We start from the raw sequence: 18,603 nt of genomic DNA, 5'->3' as shown, positions 1-18,603 counted from the left end.
AAACCTCGTGAAACTCAGCTGCGCCTTGGCGACGCCGAGCTACAGAGGCGACGTCGACCGTTGCCGCCTGCTCTGTGCCAGCATCGACCGCTTCGTCAGCGGCCAGGCGATGCATTACCTGCTGGTCGAGGACCGCGACGTTCCGCTGTTCCGCGACCTCGAGGGACCGAAGCGGCGCATCCTGCCGGAGTCGCAGCTCCTGCCACCCTGGCTCAAGTCCTGGCCGGATCCGTCAAGCCTGGGCAGGCGTCGTGTTTGGACCGGGATGCGCGCGCTGGCGCGCGGCCTGCCGCCGCTGCGGGGCTGGCACGCCCAGCAGCTGCGCAAATTCGCGGTCGCAAAGTCCGCCTCCGAGGACATCATCCTCTTCGCCGATTCGGACATGCTGTTCGTCCGACCGTTCGACGTCGCGGGGCTGGAACGGGACGGTGCCGTCAGGCTCTACCGCAAGCCCGACGCGATCACGGCCGACATGGCCCGCCACCGGCCCTGGTGCGAGAACGCCGCGGCGCTGCTCGGGCTCGGTACAGCCTCCTGGCCAGGGCCGGACTACATCAACAACATGGTGAGCTGGCGCCGCGAGCATGTGCTCGGGCTCCTTGCCCATGTCGAGAGGCTGAGCGGGCGCGACTGGGTCTCCGCCATCGCCCGTGACCGGCAGTTCTCGGAATACCTGCTCTATGGCTATTACGTCGAACGGGTTCTCGGGCTGGAGACCGCCGGGCACTGGCCCGATGCCCGCGAGCTCTGCAAGGTCTACTGGTTCCCCGAGGACGTCACTGGTTTCGATCTGCTGAAGAGCTTCGAGGAGGTGCTGGAGCCCTGGCAGGTGGCCATCGGCGTGCAGTCCTTCATCGGCCAGCCGCTCGATCAAGTCAGGGCGCTGTTCGAGAAGCAGGCCTCGGCCTGATCGCCAGCAGCCGGTAGGTGAAGCCGGCCGAGGCGAGATAGACCAACCCGAAAACGAGATTCATCCAGATCGCCCAGCCCTCGTTCGCGGCGAATTGGATCATCACCAGCGAGATCAGCCCTGCCTTCAGCGCGGTCAGCAGGCAGAGCAACACGATGCGCGAACCGGTACGCTCGCGCGCATAGAGCAGCTCGGCATGGTATTCGACGAGGTTGCGGAAGGCCGGCACCAGCAGCATCGGCGCGAAGAGATAGGCCGCTTCCGAGACGTTGCGGCCGAGCAGCCCCGGGAAGGGTTTCAACGCGACGATGACCGCGACGAGGCCCGCGATCGAAACCAGCGCGATGCCGGCTTCGTAGGCAGCGAGACGCTTGCCGCCGCCGATGCCGCGATCCTGCATGATCTTCTGCACCAGCATCTGGTTGAAGCTGCGCACCGGCATGGCGGTGAGGTCGATCACACGTAGGGCAATGGCGTAGAGCCCCGCCGTTCTTTCGCCGGCGAGGCCGAGCACCAGGAGCTTGTCGAGCTCGGATTGGACGTAGAAGACGATGTCGGCGGCCCCGGCGAAGACGGCGTCCGCCATCCGCCGCGGGTAGAGTGCCCGCACGAAGCGCCAGCGCGCCGGCGGCAGAAACGCGATGAGCGCGACGACGAGGCTCGCGAAGGTCGCGGCGAGATAGGCGGTGGCCCAGGTTTCCAGGCTGCGATCGCCGAAGCTGATGAAGAGCAGGGCCGCCAGCGTCCGCAACGATGAGCCGATGATGACGAGCAGCGCAGCCTGCCGGAAGCGCCTCAGCCCGTTGTTGATGATGGCGACGACCTCGACAGGCCGCCAGCACAACACTTCCGCCATGATGATCAGCGCAAAGGGGAGCGCGGCAAGCCGGTCGGCGAAGAGCAGCCAATAGGCTCCGGCAGCGACTGCGGCGATCACCGGGAGCGAGGCGAGGCTCAGGGCCGCGAAACCGGCGAGATAGGCGCCGAGCAGCCGGGGCTTCACGGTCGCTACCCGGTAGAGCGGCGAGACAAAGCCGAAGGCGAGCAAACGCGAGAGAATGAGCCCGGTCGAGGAGGCGGTGGCGAAAAGCCCGAACTCGCCAAGGGTCAACGTATTCGCAACGATGAGGAAGTAGACAAGGGAAATGACGAGCCGGCCGGCCGAGCCGCTCAGGATGGTGAGGTAGGAGAGGATGGCTGCTCGACTGGGCAACATCGACCGGTACTCGGGGAGGCTGGCTCGGCTTGTGCCAGCGAGCGTGCGGATTTGAGAGAGCTGTTTAGCGCGCGAGGCGTTGAGCGACCCTAAACGAAACGGAAGCACACCGGCGTGATGCAGGAGATCGAAGCGGATCGGGGCAGGTTCAGGCTGACGCGGCGTGCCGTGCTGCGCACGGGGGCGGCTGCCCTTGCCAGCGGCACCGGTTTCGCCCGCGCACAGGCGGCGGCGCGCCCGATTCCGGTCGGCTCGGCGGCTGAGATCGGCGCTTTCCGCAACGATGCGCGCTATCGCGAGGCGTTGAAGCGCTATTGCGACGTCGTCGTGCCGATGAACGATCTGAAATGGGATGCGCTGCGCCATGAGCGCGCCCGCTTCGATTTTGCCGGTGCCGACGAGGCCGTCGCCTTCGCCGAAGCCAATGGCAAGGCGCTGCGCGGCCATACCCTGCTCTGGGGCGAGGCGCTGCCGCCATGGGTCAAGGAGATGACGACCCGTGCCGAGGCCGAGCGCGAGCTGGTCAACCACATCGAGGTCGTGGTCGACCGCTACAAGGGCCGCATCGCCACCTGGGATGTGGTCAACGAGGTAATCAAATACGATCCCACCTCCGGTGGCCCCTGGCGCGACACGATCTGGCAGCGCCTGCTCGGACCGGAGCATGTCGAGATCGCTTTCCGTACCGCCGGCCGCACGGACCCGAAGGCGCGCCTCGTGCTCAACGACTTCCATTTCGAGGAAGCTGAGCCCGGCGCCGCCGCGCGCCGCCAGGTCGCGCTCGATATCTGCCGGCGCCTCAAGGACAAGGGCATCCCGGTCCATGGCATCGGCATGCAGGCGCATCTCTATGCCGAGAAGAATATCGACACCGAAGGCCTGCAGCGCTTCATGCGCGACCTCGACGCGCTCGGCCTCGATGTCGAGGTGACCGAGCTCGACGTGATCGACTGGAAGATGCCGGCCGATGCTGCGCTGCGCGACAAGCGCTCCGCCGCGCTGGTCGCGACCTTTCTCGAAGCGGTCGTTTCCGCCAAGCGGCCGAAGGCGATCGTCACCTGGGGCCTGACCGACCGCTATTCCTGGGTCGGCGAGACCTTTCCGCGCAAGGACAGCGCCAAGGCGCGGCCCTTGCCGCTCGATGCGGATTACCGGGCCAAGCCGATGCTGGCGGTGCTCGAACGCTATCGGCGCGGCACGGCGTGAGTTCGGAAAGTGAAGCGTAGCGTCATGTTCACCACCGAAACCGCCGATAAGGACCAGCAGGGAGGGCTCGAACGCGAAAAGCGGCTGGACGCTCCGCGCCCGATCGAGCTCGGCCGCCTCGCCGACCCGCTCTGGCTCACCGCGACGCTGTGGCGCCGCAAGGGGCTCATCCTGCTGTGCATGCTGGCGGGCTTGGCGCTTGCCGTACTGGCGAGCCTGCTGATCACGCCGAAATACACCTCGACGGCGCAGCTCTTCATCGATCCGCGCGATCTGCGCGTACTCCAGAACGACGTCTCGCCGAACACGGTCGGCAACGATCCGACCTCGATCGCGAGCTATCTCGAAAGCCAGGCGCGCGTCATCGCCTCGGACAGCATCAAGACGCGGGTCATCGAGAAGCTCGGCCTCGACAAAGATCCCGACTATGGCGGCCCGGCCCGCGGTGGCCTCTTCTCGGGCCTGTTGGGTGCCGACAAGGCTGCGACCGATCGCAAGGCCCTGCTCTACGCCTTGGCGGCGCTCGACAGGAGCGTCGCCGTGCGGCGCGGCGAACGGACTTTCGTGATCGACATCGCCGCCACGGCCAGCGACCCCGAAAAGGCGGCGCAGATCGCCAACGCCCTGGCCGAAGCCTATCTCGAAGACCAGGCGGCCGTTCGCGCCGATGCGGCACAGCGCGCCACGGCAGCCCTGACCGGCCGGCTGGAAGAGTTGCGCAGCCGGCTGCGGACCGCCGAGGACAAGGCCGAGAAATACAAGGAGACTCACAACATCGTCGGTCTCGGCGGTAACCGATCCCTGAGTGAGGAGCAGCTTTCGCTGAATGCCGGCCAGCTTGCCGCCGCCCGCCAGCGCACCATCGAGACCAAGGCGAAATACGACCAGATCGCCGCGACACGCGCCTCGAGCGTCGAATCCGGTGCAATTCCGGAAGCTGTCGCCTCCAACACCATGACGGCCTTGCGCGCGCAGCTTGGCGCTGCGCTGAGCAAGGAGGCCGATCTCGTCGCTTCGCTCGGCGCGCGCCACCCGGCCCTGACCTCCGCCCGCTCGCAGGTAGCCGATGCCCGCCGCCAGATTGCGGAGGAACTCGCTCGCATCGCCCGTGCCGCCAAGGCGGAATACGACCGCGCTGCCGAGGCGGAGCGCCAGCTCTCCCGTCGGGCCGAGCAGCTCACCACCGCGCAATACGCCGCTGGTCGCGCCTCGGTCGAACTGCGCGAGCTCGAACGCGAGGTCGAATCCTCCCGCGCCGTCTATGACGCCTTCCTCAAGCGCGCCCGCGAGACCGGCGAGCTCGGTGGTATCGACACCACCAATGCCCGCATCATCAGCCCGGCGATGCCGCCACTCGAGAAGAGCGGCGTGAGCCGTCGCACCATCGCGCTGCTTGGCATCTTCGCCGGTGCCGCGATCGGCGCATTGCTGGCGCTGGCCCTTGCCCTTTTTGCGGCGCCGCGTGCGGCCGAGAGCGAAGCTGCGGCGCGCCCCGCGCGCAGATCGCTATGGCGACGCAAGCCTCGCCCGGTCGAGCCCGAGGTCGTGGCCGAGGCCTCGCCACCATCTCCGCCACCTCCATCGCAGTCACCGCCGCAGCCTGCCGTCCAGGCTCCCATGGCCTTGCCCGCGCCAGGGCCTCCGGCTCCACCCGAGCCGCCCGCAGTCGCTGCTCGCCCAGCAGCGCCTCCAGCCGCAGCGGCGGACCCCGCGCCGGTGACCAGCGACAGGATTGCGGGTTGGCGCCGCCTCGTCGCGCTCCCTGGCGGCCAGGCGAAGACGCCTTCGAGCGAAGCGGCGACGGGCCCGCGTGAAGCGCCTGTCGCCGATCAAAAGCCCCGCATTGTCCCGCGCGTCGCGGAAACACAGAAAGTCTCCGACAAGACGCCCGAGAAGCCCGTTCCGCTTGCGCTGTCGCTGCTCGGCACGATCCCGGCCGTGCGCAATCGCCGCTGGCGTCGTGAGATCGAGACCCCGCGCTCGGTCTTCCAGGGCGGGGCACATCTTGTCGATGTCATCGACAAGCCGCAGGCCGGCTTCGCCACGGCCATCGCCGCCCTGCGCGCTGCGTTGACGCATGGTGCCGGCGACAACCCGCGCCGGCGCATCCTGGTGCTGGGCCTGCAGCCGCAGGCCGGCGCGACCACGCTCGCCCTCAATCTGGCGCTGGATGCGGCTCTTGCAGGACAGTCGGCACTGCTCGTCGATGCCGCGGACGGCCCCCTGGCCCTGACGCGGATCTACGCGTCCGATGCGCCGGCCGGGCTCGAGGAGGTCATCGGTGGCAGCCGGACACTGGCGCGTGCCATCCTCAAGGACGAGGGCAGCGACCTCGCCTTCCTGCCGCGTTCGAGCCGGCCGGATCTGGCGGCGGCGGGCTCGCTCGAGAATGGTCTGTTTGGCGCGGCACAGCGCTTTGGGCCGGTGATCGTCGATGCCGCGGCCGGCAGTGCTGTGGCCCGGCGCTTCGCCGAGGTCGTGGACGATATCCTGGTCGTCTCGCACCATGGCAAGCTGTCGGATGCCGATGCCGAGCGCCTGCGGGCGCAACTTGGAACGAATGCCGCCAAGCTGCGGGGCATCGTCTCGAACCGGGCCTGAGCGGGGGCGGGCCTCTTTCGGCTCAGTTCTTTTCGGGTTTGCGGTACTGCTCGTTGGCGATGCCGAATTCGGACATCAGCCGGCCGAGCGCAACCTGGGCATGATAGAGGCCGATCGTGCCGGAGCGCGTCTTCAAGCCGAGCGCGATGCCGCGCGGCACGGAGGCTGCGAGCAGCGCCAGTGACTTCGCCAGCACCTTCGCGCGGCCCGCCGGGCCCGGATTCTGGCGACGCTGGATCGCAGCCGAAATTGCGCCGTTGCGCAGCCCGCGCGCGGCGATCCAGCCGAACTCGCTGCGGCGTTGTGGCATCGCCTCGCGCTGCGCCGCTTCCTGCACCCACCAGAAGCGGAAGCCCGCAGCCTTGGCGCGGGTGAAGAAATCCGTATCGCCCCCGCCGGTGAAGTCGAAGCTCTCGTCGAGGAAGGGAAAGCCCAGCCGTTCGAGCACGCTGCGGCGGATGAGGTAGTTGGCGCTCGAATAGAGCATCGGCACGGGGCCGGAGGTCTGGTAGTGCGAACGGAAGACGGGGTGTGCTGCCAGCCAGGCGCGCGAACGATCTGCGAAGACGGGCCTCACCGAGCCGCCGAAGAGTTCTGCGGGCGCTGTCGCGGCCGCCGCTAGGAAGGCGGCGAGCCAGCCCGGTTCGGCCTCCTCGTCGTCGTCGATCCCGAGCACGTGCTGCAGCGCGGGGAAGCGCGTCAGCGCGCAGCGCCAGGCAGCGTTGTAGGCCTTGCAGTTGCCCTGGCGTGACTCGACGATGACGAAGCCCTTGAACAACCCGGCATCGAGCAGGGCTTTCGCGCGCGTCGCCCCTGCCTGCTCGCGCCCCTCGTTCTCGACGACGATCACCGCAAAGTCGTGGCTACCGGCCTGTGTCGCGAGCGAGCGCAGCGTCGCTTCCAGCATGTCGGGTCGCTTGAAGGTCGGCACGCAGACGACGCTGGTCACGCCGGCCAATGTCTCGGGGCGGGACTGTGCCACGATGTCGAAGCTTTCGGGCCCGGCAAAGCGCAGCGGCGAGATTTCGCCTTGCGGACCCGCATCGGCCTGTCTTGTCGGTTCGCTCGCCATCATGGCCGCATGTCTAGACCCTGCCGGTTTAAGGTTCGGTGAGCGATGCGGTCCATTTCCTGGGTGATGCCGGCAAAGTCTTGTTGAGCATGGCGAAGCGGGTCGCTTGACCCGCCATGGCAATGGGAAGACTAAGACGCTCTCGCTGCGGACCCATTTCCTTGCGCCTTGCCTTCCTGACCTCCCTCATCCCGGTCGCCCGACCCGATACCGGTTTCGAGATCGCCAATGCAGCGATCCTGTCGGCGTTGCGGGCTGCCGGCCATCAGGTCACCGCGATCGGCTTCGTGCGGCATGGCGAAGTGCCGGCCGAGCCGGACCAGTCCGTGGTTGTGGCCGAGATCGACATCGAGAACGCTGCTGTCTCGCCGGGCCAGCAGCTGCAATGGCTGGCGGCGGCGTTTCGCTTCGGCCTGCCCGTCGCCTGCGCCAAGCTCAGGCTCGCCGGTGTCGACCGCCTCGTCGACACGGTCAGGGCTCATGGTCCCTTCGATGCGCTGGTGCTGAACTCGGTCATGTTGCCCGGCGCCTTCCCCGAATTGCTGGAGATCGCGCCCTGCGTGCTGGTCGAGCACAATATCGAGCACGCCTCCGCCCGGCAGAACGCCCGCAATGCCGGAAATTTCGTGCTCCGCCGGCTTTTCGCGCGTGAGGCCCGCCTGCTGGAAGCGATCGAGCAGGATCTCTGCCGAAAGGCTCGCTTCGTCTGGACTCTGGCGGAGGAGGATCGCCGGGTGCTGGGACCGGATCTCCTCGACAGATCCGCGGTGCTGCCGCTGGTATCGGGCGATGCCTTGCCCATGGAAGAAGCGGATCGGCACGCGCCCGTTCGCTTCGACGCCGGGCTGATCGGGACCTGGACCTGGCTGCCCAATCGGGTCGGCCTCGAATGGTTCCTGCGGGAGGTCTGCCCGCTGCTGCCGGATGACATGCGGATCGCGGTCGCCGGGCGGGTGCCGGGGGATCTGCACGCGCCGCCCGGCGTCACGCTGGTCGGTCGCGTGCCTGCGGCCAGCCAGTTCCTGCGCTCCTGCCGCGTCGTGGCGCTGTCGAGCCGGGCCGGCACGGGCGTGCAGCTCAAGACCGTCGAGGCGATGCAACTCGGTCTGCCCGCCGTGGCAACGACCTTGTCCTGCCGCGGCTTCACGGAATTGCCGGCTAACTTTACGATCGCGGACAACGCCACCGACTTTGCGCAGGCGCTGATGGATCGCGTTGGCGAGATCAGGGCAGGCGGGGCACAACGCCTCGACGGGGCCGTTTTCCTGGCGCGGCAGCAAGCAGCGCTCGCGGACGGAATCGCAAAGGGGCTCGCTGCAGCGCGCCGCTGAGCGGCAGGCTCCGATTTGCTTCGGGCGGCCGTCCGGGGCTATGAGTCGGCGCACGCCGACCAGCGCGTGCGCAGATATTCGCCCAGCCTCGAGGCCGGCCCCATGCGCATCGAAAACGATCCCAAGCTCGACTTCCGCGACGTCCTGATCCGGCCCAAGCGCTCGACGCTCGGCAGCCGCGCCCATGTCGATGTCGAGCGCAGCTTCCACTTCCCGCACACCGGGACGGAGTGGAAGGGCTTTCCGCTGATCGCGGCGAACATGGATGTCGTCGGCACGATGGCGATGGCGCGGGCGCTCCTGAAGCATGGCGCCATGGTCGCCCTGCACAAGCACTACAGCGCCGAGGCCCTCATCGCCTTCTTCCGCGAGACGGAATCGGCCAATGCCTTCTATTCGCTCGGCACCACCGAAGCCGATCACGACAAGCTCAAGGCAGTCCATGCGCAGTCGCCGATCTCCAAGATCTGCCTCGACGTCGCCAATGGCTACACCGAGAAATTCGTCGATACCGTCAAGGCGACGCGCACCGCCTTTCCCGACGCCGCGATCATGGCCGGCAATGTCGTGACCGGCGACATGACCGAGGCGCTGCTGCTGGCGGGCGCCGATATCGTCAAGGTCGGCATCGGCCCGGGCTCCGTCTGCACCACCCGCAAGATGACCGGCGTCGGCTATCCGCAGCTCTCCGCCATCATCGAATGCGCCGATGCGGCGCATGGGCTGAAGGGCCTCGTCTGCGGCGACGGCGGCCTGACCGTGCCGGGCGATGTCGCCAAGGCCTATGGCGGCGGCGCCGATTTCGTGATGATGGGCGGCATGCTCGCCGGCCATGACGAGTGCGAGGGCGAAATCCGCTACGAAGAGCGCGACGGCGAGAAGGTGCCGGTCGCGATGACCTTCTACGGCATGTCCTCCGACACGGCGATGAACAAGTACTCCGGCGGCGTCGCCAAGTACCGGGCCTCGGAAGGCAAGACCGTCGAGGTGGCCTATCGCGGGCCCGTCGCGGACACGATGCAGGAGATCATGGGTGGCGTGCGCTCGGCGATGACCTATATCGGCGCCGTGCATCTCAAGGAGGTGTCGAAGCGCACCACCTTCATCATGGTTGGTGCTCAGCTCAACACGGTGTTTGGCAACTGACGGACATCCCCCGTCAGTAATGCTCACTTCGTCGGGTACCGCTTTCGGTCCATCTGTTGCATAGTCCGTCCTTCAACACAGAAAGCCGCTCACGGCTTCGGGGAGACGGATAATGACGATCAGGATTTCAGGAGCGGCCATCTTTCTCGCCGCGGGGGTTTCGTTGGCTCAGGCGCAGCAGCTTGCGCCGAGCCCGACGCTCGACGCGGTGAAGGCGCGCGGCAATCTCGAATGCGGCGTGCATCTCGGCTTGCCGGGCTTCTCCTTCGCCAACGACAAGGGTGAGTGGAGCGGGCTCGACGTCGATTATTGCAAGGCACTGGCCGCCGCCGTCCTCGGCGATGCCAGCAAGGTCAAGTACACGCCGACCTCGGTGCAGCAGCGCTGGCCGATCCTGCAATCGGGCCAGGTCGATGTGCTCTCGCGCAATTCGACCATCACCTTCTCGCGCAACGCCACGCTCGGCCTCAACTTCCAGGGCATCAACTTCTACGAGGGCCAGACCTTCATCGTCCGCAAATCGGCCGGCGTGAAGGATGCGGAAGGCCTCGACGGCGCCTCGGTCTGCGTCGCCGCCGGCTCGACCGAAGAGAAGAACGCGGCCGACTGGTTCCGCGAGCGCAACCTCAAGGTCACCATCACCAATTTCCAGAAGAACGACGACGCCATCGCCGCCTATGACGCCGGGCGCTGCGACGCCTATACCGCCGGCGTCGGCGCGCTCGCCGGCCAGCGCATCAAGCTCAAGGTGCCGGATGATCACATCATCCTGACCAAGCCGATCTCGAACGATCCGCAGGGCCCGGTGACCCGCTGGGGCGACGAACGGTGGCAGCTCATCGTGCGCTGGGTGCTGAACGGCACCATCGCCGCCGAGATGCTCGGCGTCACCTCCGCGAATGTCGACGAGATGAAGGCGAACTCGAAGAACTCCGAGGTTCGCCGCCTGCTCGGCGTCGAGGGCGGCTTCGGCGAGATGATGGGGCTCCCCAACGACTGGATGTACAAGGCGATCAAGCAGGTCGGGAACTACGGCGAGAGCTATGAGCGCAATGTCGGCATGGGCTCGCCGCTGAAGCTCGAGCGTGGCCAGAACCAGCTCTGGACCAAGGGTGGCGTGCTCTTCACCCCGCCCTTCCAGTGAGAGCGGGCGGCTAGCTGGCGACCGCTCGCGGGTCATCCCGGATGCGTCGCGTCGGCGGCGCTGATCCGGGGTCCATGCCGAAACCATTCAGGCATGGACCCTGGGGCTCCGCTGCACTCCGCCCGGGACGACTCCGTGTTTCCGAAGCAAGCTGGAAGCGCGCATGACGAACCTTCTCGCCTTCATCAACGACAAGCGCGTCCGCGACTGGTTCTACCAGATCGTCGTGGTGGTCGTGCTCGTCGGTCTCACCGTGTTCTTCGTGCGCAACGCATCGGAGAACATGCTCAAGGCCGGCATTGCCTCGGGCTTCGGCTTCCTCTGGCGCACCTCCGGCATCGAGGTTCCCTTCGTCCTCACCGGCTATACCCAGGCCGACAATATCCTCGCCCTGTTCTGGGTCGGCGTCGCCAACACCATGCTGGTGACGGTGATCGCGATCGTGCTCGCCACGCTGCTCGGCTTCATCGTCGGCATCGCCCGGCTCTCCTCGATCTGGCTCGTCTCGGCCATTGCCGGCGCCTATATCGAGTTCGTCCGCAACATCCCGCTGCTGTTCTTCGTGCTGTTCTGGTATTTCGGCGTCATCGCCGCGCTGCCGGCGCCGCGCCAGAGCATCAGCCTGTTCGGCGTCGCCTTCCTCAACAATCGCGGCCTGACCATCCCGCTGCCGGACGGGATGGAGAACCTGCACATCGCGGGGTGGATCGTCCTCGCCAGCATCCTGGCCTATGCGGCGTTCCATGTCTGGGCGCGCAAGCGTCAGGAGCGCACCGGCCAGCATGCGCCGACGCTACGCGCCGGGCTCGTGCTGCTGCTGGCAGTCCCGCTCCTGGCTCTGGCCTGGGCCATACTGGCGACGCGCTGGGACGTGCCGGTGCTGCGCGGCTTCAACTATCGCGGCGGCTTCGCCGTGATCCCTGAATTCGTCGCGCTGCTGGCCGCGCTCGTCACCTATACCGCCGGCTTCATCGCCGAGATCGTGCGCGGCGGCATCCAGTCTGTCTCGCATGGCCAGACGGAGGCAGGTTCGGCGCTGGGCCTGCGCTCCGGCCAGGTGCTGCGCCTCGTCACCATCCCGCAGGCTTTGCGCGTGATGATCCCGCCGCTGACCAATCAGTATCTCAACGTGCTGAAGAACTCTTCCTTCGGCGCCGCCATCGCCTATCCTGACGTGGTCAGCCTGTTCATGGGCTCAGCGCTCAACAACACCGGCCAGGCGATCGAGATCATCGCCATGACGCTCGCCGTCTACCTCGTCATCGGGCTCGCCGTCTCGGCGATCATGAACTGGTACAACGCCCGCATCGCCCTGGTGACGCGATGAGCAGCCGCGCTTCCTCCGCATCCTCCCTGTCGCTCTGGCGCGAGCGCCTGTTCGGCACGCCTTTCACCGGCTTCGTTACGGTGGTGCTCCTGCTCGGCATTGTCTGGGTGGCGGTGCCGCTGCTGCGCTGGGCGGTGTTCGATGCCACCTGGCGCGGCACGACCCGGGCCGACTGCACGGCCGGCGGTGCCTGCTGGGTCTTCATCCGGGCCCGCTTCGGCCAGTTCATGTACGGGCTCTACCCGGTCGACCAGCGCTGGCGTGTCGACATCGCCGGCATCGTCCTGGTGCTCGGCATCCTCGCGGTCGTCCTGGCGCCGCAGCGTTTCCGGCTGAAGCTCGGGATCGCCATGCTCGTCGTTCTGCCGCCACTCGGGATCTGGCTGCTCTCCGGCGGCTTCGGCTTGCGCTATGTCGAGACGCGCGAATGGGGTGGGTTGATGCTCACCCTGTTCATCTCGATCTATTCGAGCCTGATCGCCATTCCGCTCGGCATCCTCTTCGCACTCGGGCGCCAGTCGGAGCTGCGCGTCATCCGGTTGATCAGCGTCATCTTCATCGAGTTCTGGCGCGGCGTGCCGATCATCGCGGTGATCTTCCTCGCCTCGCTGCTGCTGCCGCTGATCATGCCCGGCGGCATCGACATCGATCGGCTGGCGCGCGCCGTGATCGGGCTTGGCTTCGTCATCGCCGCCTATATGGCGGAGGCGGTGCGCGGCGGCCTGCAGGCCCTGCCCAAGGGCCAGCGCGAGGCGGCGACGGCGCTGGGCCTCACCTATTGGAAGGCGACGGGGCTGATCATCCTGCCGCAGGCGCTGCGCATCTCGCTGCCGGCGATGACCAACGAGTTCATCGCGCTGATCAAGAACACCACGTTGGTGCTGGTCGTCTCGATCCTCGACCTGCTCGGTATCGCCCAAGCCTCGCTCGCCGATCCGAACTGGGTCGGCATGAACATGGAGGCTTACGCCTTCTCGGGCGCGATCTATTGGCTGATCTGCTTCGCGCTCTCGCGCTGGAGCCGCTCGTTGGAGAAGAAGCGGCGGCTGTGATGCCTCGTTCGGTGACGCTGGAATGATCCGACCAACAAAAAACCGGCCGCAAGGGCCGGTTTTCCATCTGTGGAATGAGTCCGCGGCTCAGGCCCGCGCCTTGCTCCGGTCGCGTCGGCGATCCGCGGCGGGCTGGTAGGCGATGCGGGAATGGTAGCTGCAATAGGGCAGGCCGGTCTGCGAACGCGCGCCGCAGAAGCGGAAATCCGGGCTCGTCGGATCGCCCATCGGCCAGCGGCACATATATTCGCGCAGCTCCATGATGGTGACGCGCTCCGAGAACGGGATCACCACGTCCTCGGACGGCAGTGGCGCCTGCTCGGCCTCGATCTCCACTTCCGCCTCGGCGGCGAAATGGGGCGCAAGGGCGTGCGCGCCGCGGGTCGCCGTCGTGGCGCTGCCCATCGGGTGGCTCGGCGCGCGGGCTGGGGCCTTGCGCGGAGCGGCATTGCGCGGCGCAGCCGGGGCGGCGGCGCTCTTGGCCCGGCCCGAAAGGCCGAGCCGGTGCACCTTGCCGATCACCGCATTGCGCGTGACGTTGCCAAGTTCGGCCGCGATCTGGCTGGCGCTGAGGCCATCGCTCCAGAGCTTCTTGAGCAGTTCGACGCGCTCGTCCGTCCATGCTCCGGCTTCGTTCATCCGCATCACCTATCTTGTCCGGCCGGTTCCTTGCGGCGCCGGCCTTAAGGGTGCTTCGTGGCGGAATCCGGAACCGCCGGCTTTTGTCGCTGAGACAAAACCGTTGCTGCCGCAACAGACGGGACTGGGGACGCCGCACGAAATGTCGTATCTGACGAAAACGACCATACAAGGGGCGGTGACTCGCGGACAAGAGTCGCCGAATCTGAAAACAGCTTTTCCCCAGACGATTCGCGATTGGCGGGTCAAGCGAATCTTTTCGGCAACACTGTCGTTGCGGCAAGAAAAGCCGGCATGGAATTGACAGGGCCTGCGGCCTTAAGCATATTTATCCACAAGGTGACGCCGCCCTTTCGGGCGGCGCTTATGTTTTCGCGGATCAAGGCCCGAACGATGCGGATGACGGCGCGACGAGAGGTCAGGAACTGGGTGCGACGATAACGTCGTCACCGGGTCGCAACATGCCTGCACGATGCAGCATTTCAACCCGGATCGCGTTCTCGACCCCAGCGCCAATCCGGTCTCACTCGTCACCCCCTTCGCGAGGATATTCCTTTCATGGCCCCCGCTCCTGTTTCCGCCAGCCAGTCCGTGCTCGTGCCGACCTATGCCCGCGCTCCCGTCGCCTTCGAGCGGGGTGAGGGCCCCTGGGCGATCACCGCCGACGGCACGCGCTACCTCGATTTCGGCGCCGGCATCGCCGTCAATGCGCTCGGCCACGCGCACCCGCATCTCGTCAAGACGCTGACCGAGCAGGCCGGCAAGATCTGGCACACCTCGAATCTCTACGGCGCCCCGGAAGGCGAGCGGCTCGCCCGTCGCCTCTGCGAGGCGACCTTCGCCGAGCGCGTCTTCTTCACCAATTCGGGCGCCGAGGCGAACGAGTGCGCCATCAAGATGGCGCGGAAATACCATGCCGCGAAGGGCCATCCCGAGCGCTACCACATCATCACCTTCGAGGGCGCCTTCCACGGCCGGACGCTGGCAACCATCGCCGCTGGCGGCCAGCAGAAATACATCGACGGCTTCGGCCCCAAGGTCGACGGCTTCGACCAGGTGCCTTTCGACGATGAGAAGGCCCTGCGCGCCGCGATCGGGCCTGAGACCGCCGCGCTGATGATCGAGCCGATCCAGGGTGAGGGCGGCCTGCGCTCGGTGCCCTCGCGCTTCCTCAAGCTGCTGCGCCAGATCTGCGACGAGAGCGGCCTGCTGCTGGTCTTCGACGAGATCCAGACCGGCGTCGGCCGCACCGGCAAGTTCTTCGCGCATGAGCATTACGGCGTGACGCCGGACATCATGTCGATCGCCAAGGGCATCGGCGGCGGCTTCCCGATGGGCGCCTGCCTCGCGACCGAGGAGGCGGCTTCGGGCATGACGCTCGGCACCCATGGCACGACCTTCGGCGGCAACCCGCTCGCCATGGCGGTCGGCAATGCCGTGCTCGACGTAGTGCTGGCGCCGGGCTTCATCGAGAATGTCGGCCAGATCGCGCTTCGGCTGAAGCAGTCGCTGGCCGAGCTCAAGGACAAGCATCCCGACGTGATCCAGGAGATCCGCGGCGAGGGGCTGATGCTCGGCCTCAAGCTGCACACGCCGAACACCGACTTCGTCAACGAGGCGCGCGCCCAGGGCCTGCTCGTGGTCGGCGCCGGGGACAATGTCGTGCGTCTGCTGCCGCCCCTGATCATCACCGAGGCGGACGTCGCCGAGGCGGTCTCCCGGCTCGACAAGGCTGCCGGCGCCGTCGAGGCTGCGCTGAAGCGCCCGGCCGCCGAATAAGTTCAACCCACGTAACCCCGCGAAGCGAAGGAAGCGCCCGTGACGCGCCATTTCCTCGATCTTTCCGATTTCTCCGGCAACGAGCTGCGCGCCATCCTGCGCGCGGGCGAGGAGATGAAAGCGCGACGTCGCACGCCGGCCGCCGCGGGGGATCGCCTGCTCGAAGGCAAGGTCATCGCCATGATCTTCGAGCAGCCCTCCTTGCGCACCCGCGTCTCCTTCGATGTCGGCATTCGCGAGCTCGGCGGCTCGCCGATGATGGTGACCGGTCGCGAGATCGAGCTCGGCGAGCGCGAGACCATCGCCGATACGGCCCGCGTGCTTTCGCGCTATGTCGATGCGATCATGATCCGCATGCTCGACCACGACGCCGTGGTCGAGATGGCGAAATATGCCTCGGTCCCCGTCATCAACGGCCTGACCAAGCGCCAGCATCCCTGCCAGGTGATGGCCGATGTCATGACCTTCGAGGAGCGCAAGGGGCCGATCGAGGGCAAGCGCATCGCCTGGACGGGTGATACCAACAACGTGCTGACTTCCTGGGTCCACGCTGCCGGCCGGCTCGACTTCGAATTGTCGATCGCGACCCCGGAAGAGCTGGCGCCGCCACCGGCGCTGATTGCCTGGGCGAAGAAGCAGGGCGCCAAGCTCAAGCTGACGACGCGGCCCGAGGAGGCGGTCGAGGGCGCCGATTGCGTCATCACCGATTGCTGGGTCTCGATGGGCGACGAGGAAGGCACCCGCCACAACCTGCTGCGACCCTACCAGGTCGATGACAGGCTGATGGACCGCGCCGAGAAGGAGGCGATCTTCATGCATTGCCTGCCGGCCTCCCGCGGCGAAGAGGTTACGGACAAGATCATGGACGGCCCGCAATCGGCCGTCTTCGACGAGGCCGAGAACCGGCTGCATGCACAGAAGGGCATCCTGGCCTGGTGCTTCGGCGGGGTCGCGGCCTGATGGCCGCCGAAACCGGCGCCGTGGCAGGGCTCGACGACGCCGTCCTGCCTTTTGCCGTTCCCGATCTCGACGTGCGTGGCCGGGTCGTTCGGCTCGGCCCCTCGATCGACGCGATCCTCGAACGTCACGCCTATCCGGTGCCGGTCTCGCGTGTCGTGGGCGAGGCTTGCGCGCTCGCCGTCATGCTCGGTACGGCGCTGAAGTTCGAAGGGCGCTTCCAGCTCCAGACCAAGAGCGACGGCGCCATTTCGATGATGGTGGTCGACTTCACCGCCCCCGACACCTATCGCGCCGTCGCCCAGATCGATCAGGCCAAGCTCGTCGAGGCGATGGCGCTGGACAAGCTGTCGACCGGTGATCTGCTGGGCGAGGGGCATCTTGCCATGACGATCGACCAGGGTTCGGCGACGACGCGCTATCAAGGCATCGTGCCGCTGACGCGGCAGGGCCTGGAGGAGGCGGCGCACCAATATTTCCGCCAGTCGGAGCAGATCCCCACGCGGGTCCGGCTCGCTGTCGGCACGGTCACGACCGGCGGGCGGGCGCATTGGCGCGCCGGAGGCATCCTCGTCCAGTTCATGCCCCATTCGCCCGAGCGCCTGCGTGCGGCGGACATCCACCCCGGCGATGCGCCGGAAGGCCATGAGATCCTCGCCAGCAACGATCCCGACGGCATCGAGGACGACGCCTGGACGGAGGCGCGCTCGCTGGTCGAGACGGTCGAGGACCATGAGCTGCTCGACCCCACGCTGGAGAGCGAGCGGCTGCTCTATCGGCTCTTCCATGAGCGCGGCGCGCGCGTTTTCGAAGCCGTTCCGGTGCACGAGGCCTGCCGCTGCTCGCGCGAGCGGGTGCTGGCGATGCTGCGCGGCTTCTCGCCCGAGGATCGTCGCGCGATGGTCGCCGATGACGGAACGCTCGGCGTCACCTGCGAATTCTGCTCGCGGCGCTATACCTTCGACCCGGCCGAGGTCGAGGAAGGGCTGTCGCCGGGGCTCTGAGCCCCTCTCCCGCCGGGAAAGAGGCTTTTCGCGCGCCGTTATTCCTGGGCCGTTATTCCTGGCAGGCCATCATCAGCTTGCGCATGAAAATCTCGCCGGCCTCAAGCTGCTGCAGGGTGATGTATTCGTCCGGCTGATGTGCCTGGTCGATCGAGCCGGGTCCGCAGACCACTGTCGGCAGGCCGGCGCGCTGGAAATGCCCAGCCTCGGTCGCATAGGCCACGGCGATGGTGTCGTTCCGGCCGGAAAGCCGCATGGCGAGCCGCTCCGCTTCCGAGCCCGGGTCCGGCGCGAGGCCGGGAACGTCGGAGGTCATCACCGTCTCGATGGTCGAGGTCGGTGCGGTCCTCTGCATGCGTGACAGCACGGTCTTCGCCAGGGAGGCGAAGCGTGCCGGCCCGGATTCAGGGTCCGAGCCCGGCAGGGTCCGGATTTCCCAGGAGAGTTCGGCCTTGTCCGCGAGGATGTTGCGCGCGATGCCGCCGTGGAACTTGCCGACATGGATGGTGTCGTAGGGTGGGTCGAAGCGCCCGCTCGCATCCGGCCGCTCCTTGGCCTCCTCCTGCATGCGGTCGAGTTCCGCGGCCAGCAGGGCTCCGGCATGGACGGCGCTGGCGCCGAGCTGAGGCTTGGAGGAATGGGCCGCGAAGCCGGTGATCTTCGTCAGGAAGGTGCGGATGCCCTTATGCGCGTCGGCTATGTCGAGCGATGTCGGTTCGCCCACGATGACCGCGAGCGGACGCGGCAGGGTCTTGCCCATCGCCGCGATGCCGTCGACGACGCCGAGGCAGGTCACCTCCTCGTCATAGGAGAAGAACAGGTGGATCGGTGTCTTGAGCCGGGCCGCGAGGAAATCCGGCACCAGTGCCAGCGCCAGCGCGACAAAACCCTTCATGTCGACGGCGCCGCGGCCATAGGCGCGCCCATCCTCGACATGCAGCGTGAAGGGATCGCGGCTCCAGGCCTGCCCCTCGACCGGCACGACATCGGTATGGCCGGAGAGCACGATACCGCCGCGGTCTTGAGGTCCGATGGTGGCGAAGAGCGCGGTCTTGTCGCCCGCCGCGTTGGGGAAGCGCGTGGAGGTGACGCCCCAGCCGGCGAGGTAGTCTTCGACGAAATCGATCAGCGGCAGGTTGGACCTGTGACTCACCGTATCGAAGGCGACGAGGCGGGCGAGCATCTCGAGCGGCGTGTAGCGCTGCCCGGCGGGCGGGGT

At 67.1% G+C, this 18,603-nt stretch carries 15 protein-coding genes; 11 read left to right on the top strand and 4 right to left on the bottom strand.

Annotated elements, in window-relative coordinates; all coding sequences use genetic code 11:
- The first annotated feature begins 7 nt into the window (after nt 1-7).
- Nucleotides 8-910 (top strand): DUF6492 family protein, encoded by a 903-nt coding sequence (locus tag CE453_RS02335; protein WP_157732876.1) that lies wholly within the window; start codon nt 8-10, stop codon nt 908-910.
- On the opposite strand, the gene CE453_RS02330 is transcribed toward CE453_RS02335, so the two are convergent.
- Entirely contained in the window at nt 876-2,126 is a 1,251-nt protein-coding gene (locus CE453_RS02330; protein WP_089173127.1) for a lipopolysaccharide biosynthesis protein, read from the bottom strand. The genes CE453_RS02335 and CE453_RS02330 overlap by 35 nt on opposite strands.
- 117 nt (nt 2,127-2,243) lie before the next feature.
- On the opposite strand from CE453_RS02330, the gene CE453_RS02325 reads away from it, so the two are divergent.
- Nucleotides 2,244-3,332: an endo-1,4-beta-xylanase gene (locus CE453_RS02325; RefSeq protein ID WP_089173126.1), complete on the top strand. Its 1,089-nt coding sequence runs from the start codon at nt 2,244-2,246 to the stop codon at nt 3,330-3,332.
- 24 nt (nt 3,333-3,356) lie between these two features.
- Nucleotides 3,357-5,933 (top strand): exopolysaccharide transport family protein, encoded by a 2,577-nt coding sequence (locus CE453_RS02320; RefSeq protein ID WP_089173125.1) that lies wholly within the window; start codon nt 3,357-3,359, stop codon nt 5,931-5,933.
- Nucleotides 5,934-5,955: 22 nt separating this feature from the next.
- On the opposite strand, the gene CE453_RS02315 is transcribed toward CE453_RS02320, so the two are convergent.
- Nucleotides 5,956-7,008, bottom strand: a complete 1,053-nt coding sequence (locus CE453_RS02315; RefSeq protein WP_248307915.1) for a glycosyltransferase family 2 protein — start codon at nt 7,006-7,008, stop codon at nt 5,956-5,958.
- A gap of 158 nt (nt 7,009-7,166) precedes the next feature.
- Here CE453_RS02315 and CE453_RS02310 point away from each other — a divergent pair, with 158 nt between their 5' ends.
- The 5 genes from CE453_RS02310 (at nt 7,167) to CE453_RS02290 (ending at nt 13,005) form a co-directional block, all read left to right on the top strand.
- Nucleotides 7,167-8,336 (top strand): glycosyltransferase, encoded by a 1,170-nt coding sequence (locus CE453_RS02310; RefSeq protein WP_198302238.1) that lies wholly within the window; start codon nt 7,167-7,169, stop codon nt 8,334-8,336.
- 102 nt (nt 8,337-8,438) lie between these two features.
- Nucleotides 8,439-9,482, top strand: coding sequence for a GMP reductase (locus CE453_RS02305; protein ID WP_089177647.1), 1,044 nt, complete (start codon nt 8,439-8,441; stop codon nt 9,480-9,482).
- Between the two features lie 112 nt (nt 9,483-9,594).
- Nucleotides 9,595-10,626: an amino acid ABC transporter substrate-binding protein gene (locus CE453_RS02300; RefSeq protein WP_089173123.1), complete on the top strand. Its 1,032-nt coding sequence runs from the start codon at nt 9,595-9,597 to the stop codon at nt 10,624-10,626.
- A gap of 163 nt (nt 10,627-10,789) precedes the next feature.
- The gene (locus tag CE453_RS02295) at nt 10,790-11,953 is read left to right on the top strand and encodes an amino acid ABC transporter permease (RefSeq protein ID WP_089173122.1); all 1,164 of its coding nucleotides are present in this window, start codon (nt 10,790-10,792) and stop codon (nt 11,951-11,953) included.
- Nucleotides 11,950-13,005 carry an amino acid ABC transporter permease gene (locus CE453_RS02290; RefSeq protein ID WP_089173121.1) on the top strand — a complete coding sequence of 352 codons (1,056 nt, stop codon included), beginning with the start codon at nt 11,950-11,952 and terminating at the stop codon, nt 13,003-13,005. Before CE453_RS02295 ends, CE453_RS02290 begins: the two co-directional genes overlap by 4 nt.
- An 87-nt stretch (nt 13,006-13,092) precedes the next feature.
- Here CE453_RS02290 and CE453_RS02285 read toward each other — a convergent pair whose 3' ends face one another.
- On the bottom strand, nt 13,093-13,644 hold the full coding sequence (locus tag CE453_RS02285) for a GcrA family cell cycle regulator (RefSeq protein WP_089177646.1): 552 nt from the start codon (nt 13,642-13,644) through the stop codon (nt 13,093-13,095).
- 558 nt (nt 13,645-14,202) lie between these two features.
- Here CE453_RS02285 and CE453_RS02280 point away from each other — a divergent pair.
- The 3 genes from CE453_RS02280 to CE453_RS02270 are packed head-to-tail and all read left to right on the top strand — an operon-like array spanning nt 14,203 to nt 17,384.
- The gene (locus CE453_RS02280) at nt 14,203-15,423 is read left to right on the top strand and encodes an aspartate aminotransferase family protein (RefSeq protein WP_089173120.1); all 1,221 of its coding nucleotides are present in this window, start codon (nt 14,203-14,205) and stop codon (nt 15,421-15,423) included.
- A gap of 39 nt (nt 15,424-15,462) precedes the next feature.
- The gene (argF, locus tag CE453_RS02275; protein WP_089173119.1) at nt 15,463-16,383 is read left to right on the top strand and encodes an ornithine carbamoyltransferase; all 921 of its coding nucleotides are present in this window, start codon (nt 15,463-15,465) and stop codon (nt 16,381-16,383) included.
- Nucleotides 16,383-17,384, top strand: a complete 1,002-nt coding sequence (locus CE453_RS02270; RefSeq protein WP_089177645.1) for an Hsp33 family molecular chaperone — start codon at nt 16,383-16,385, stop codon at nt 17,382-17,384. Before argF ends, CE453_RS02270 begins: the two co-directional genes overlap by 1 nt.
- 52 nt (nt 17,385-17,436) lie before the next feature.
- On the opposite strand, the gene argE is transcribed toward CE453_RS02270, so the two are convergent.
- Entirely contained in the window at nt 17,437-18,567 is a 1,131-nt protein-coding gene (gene argE, locus CE453_RS02265) for an acetylornithine deacetylase (RefSeq protein WP_089177644.1), read from the bottom strand.
- Nucleotides 18,568-18,603 lie beyond the last annotated feature (36 nt).

This window comes from Bosea sp. AS-1, assembly GCF_002220095.1.
Classification (GTDB): domain Bacteria; phylum Pseudomonadota; class Alphaproteobacteria; order Rhizobiales; family Beijerinckiaceae; genus Allobosea.
The sequence above is the reverse complement of the archived record's forward strand: the minus strand, read 5'-3'. Positions and strand labels throughout refer to the sequence as shown.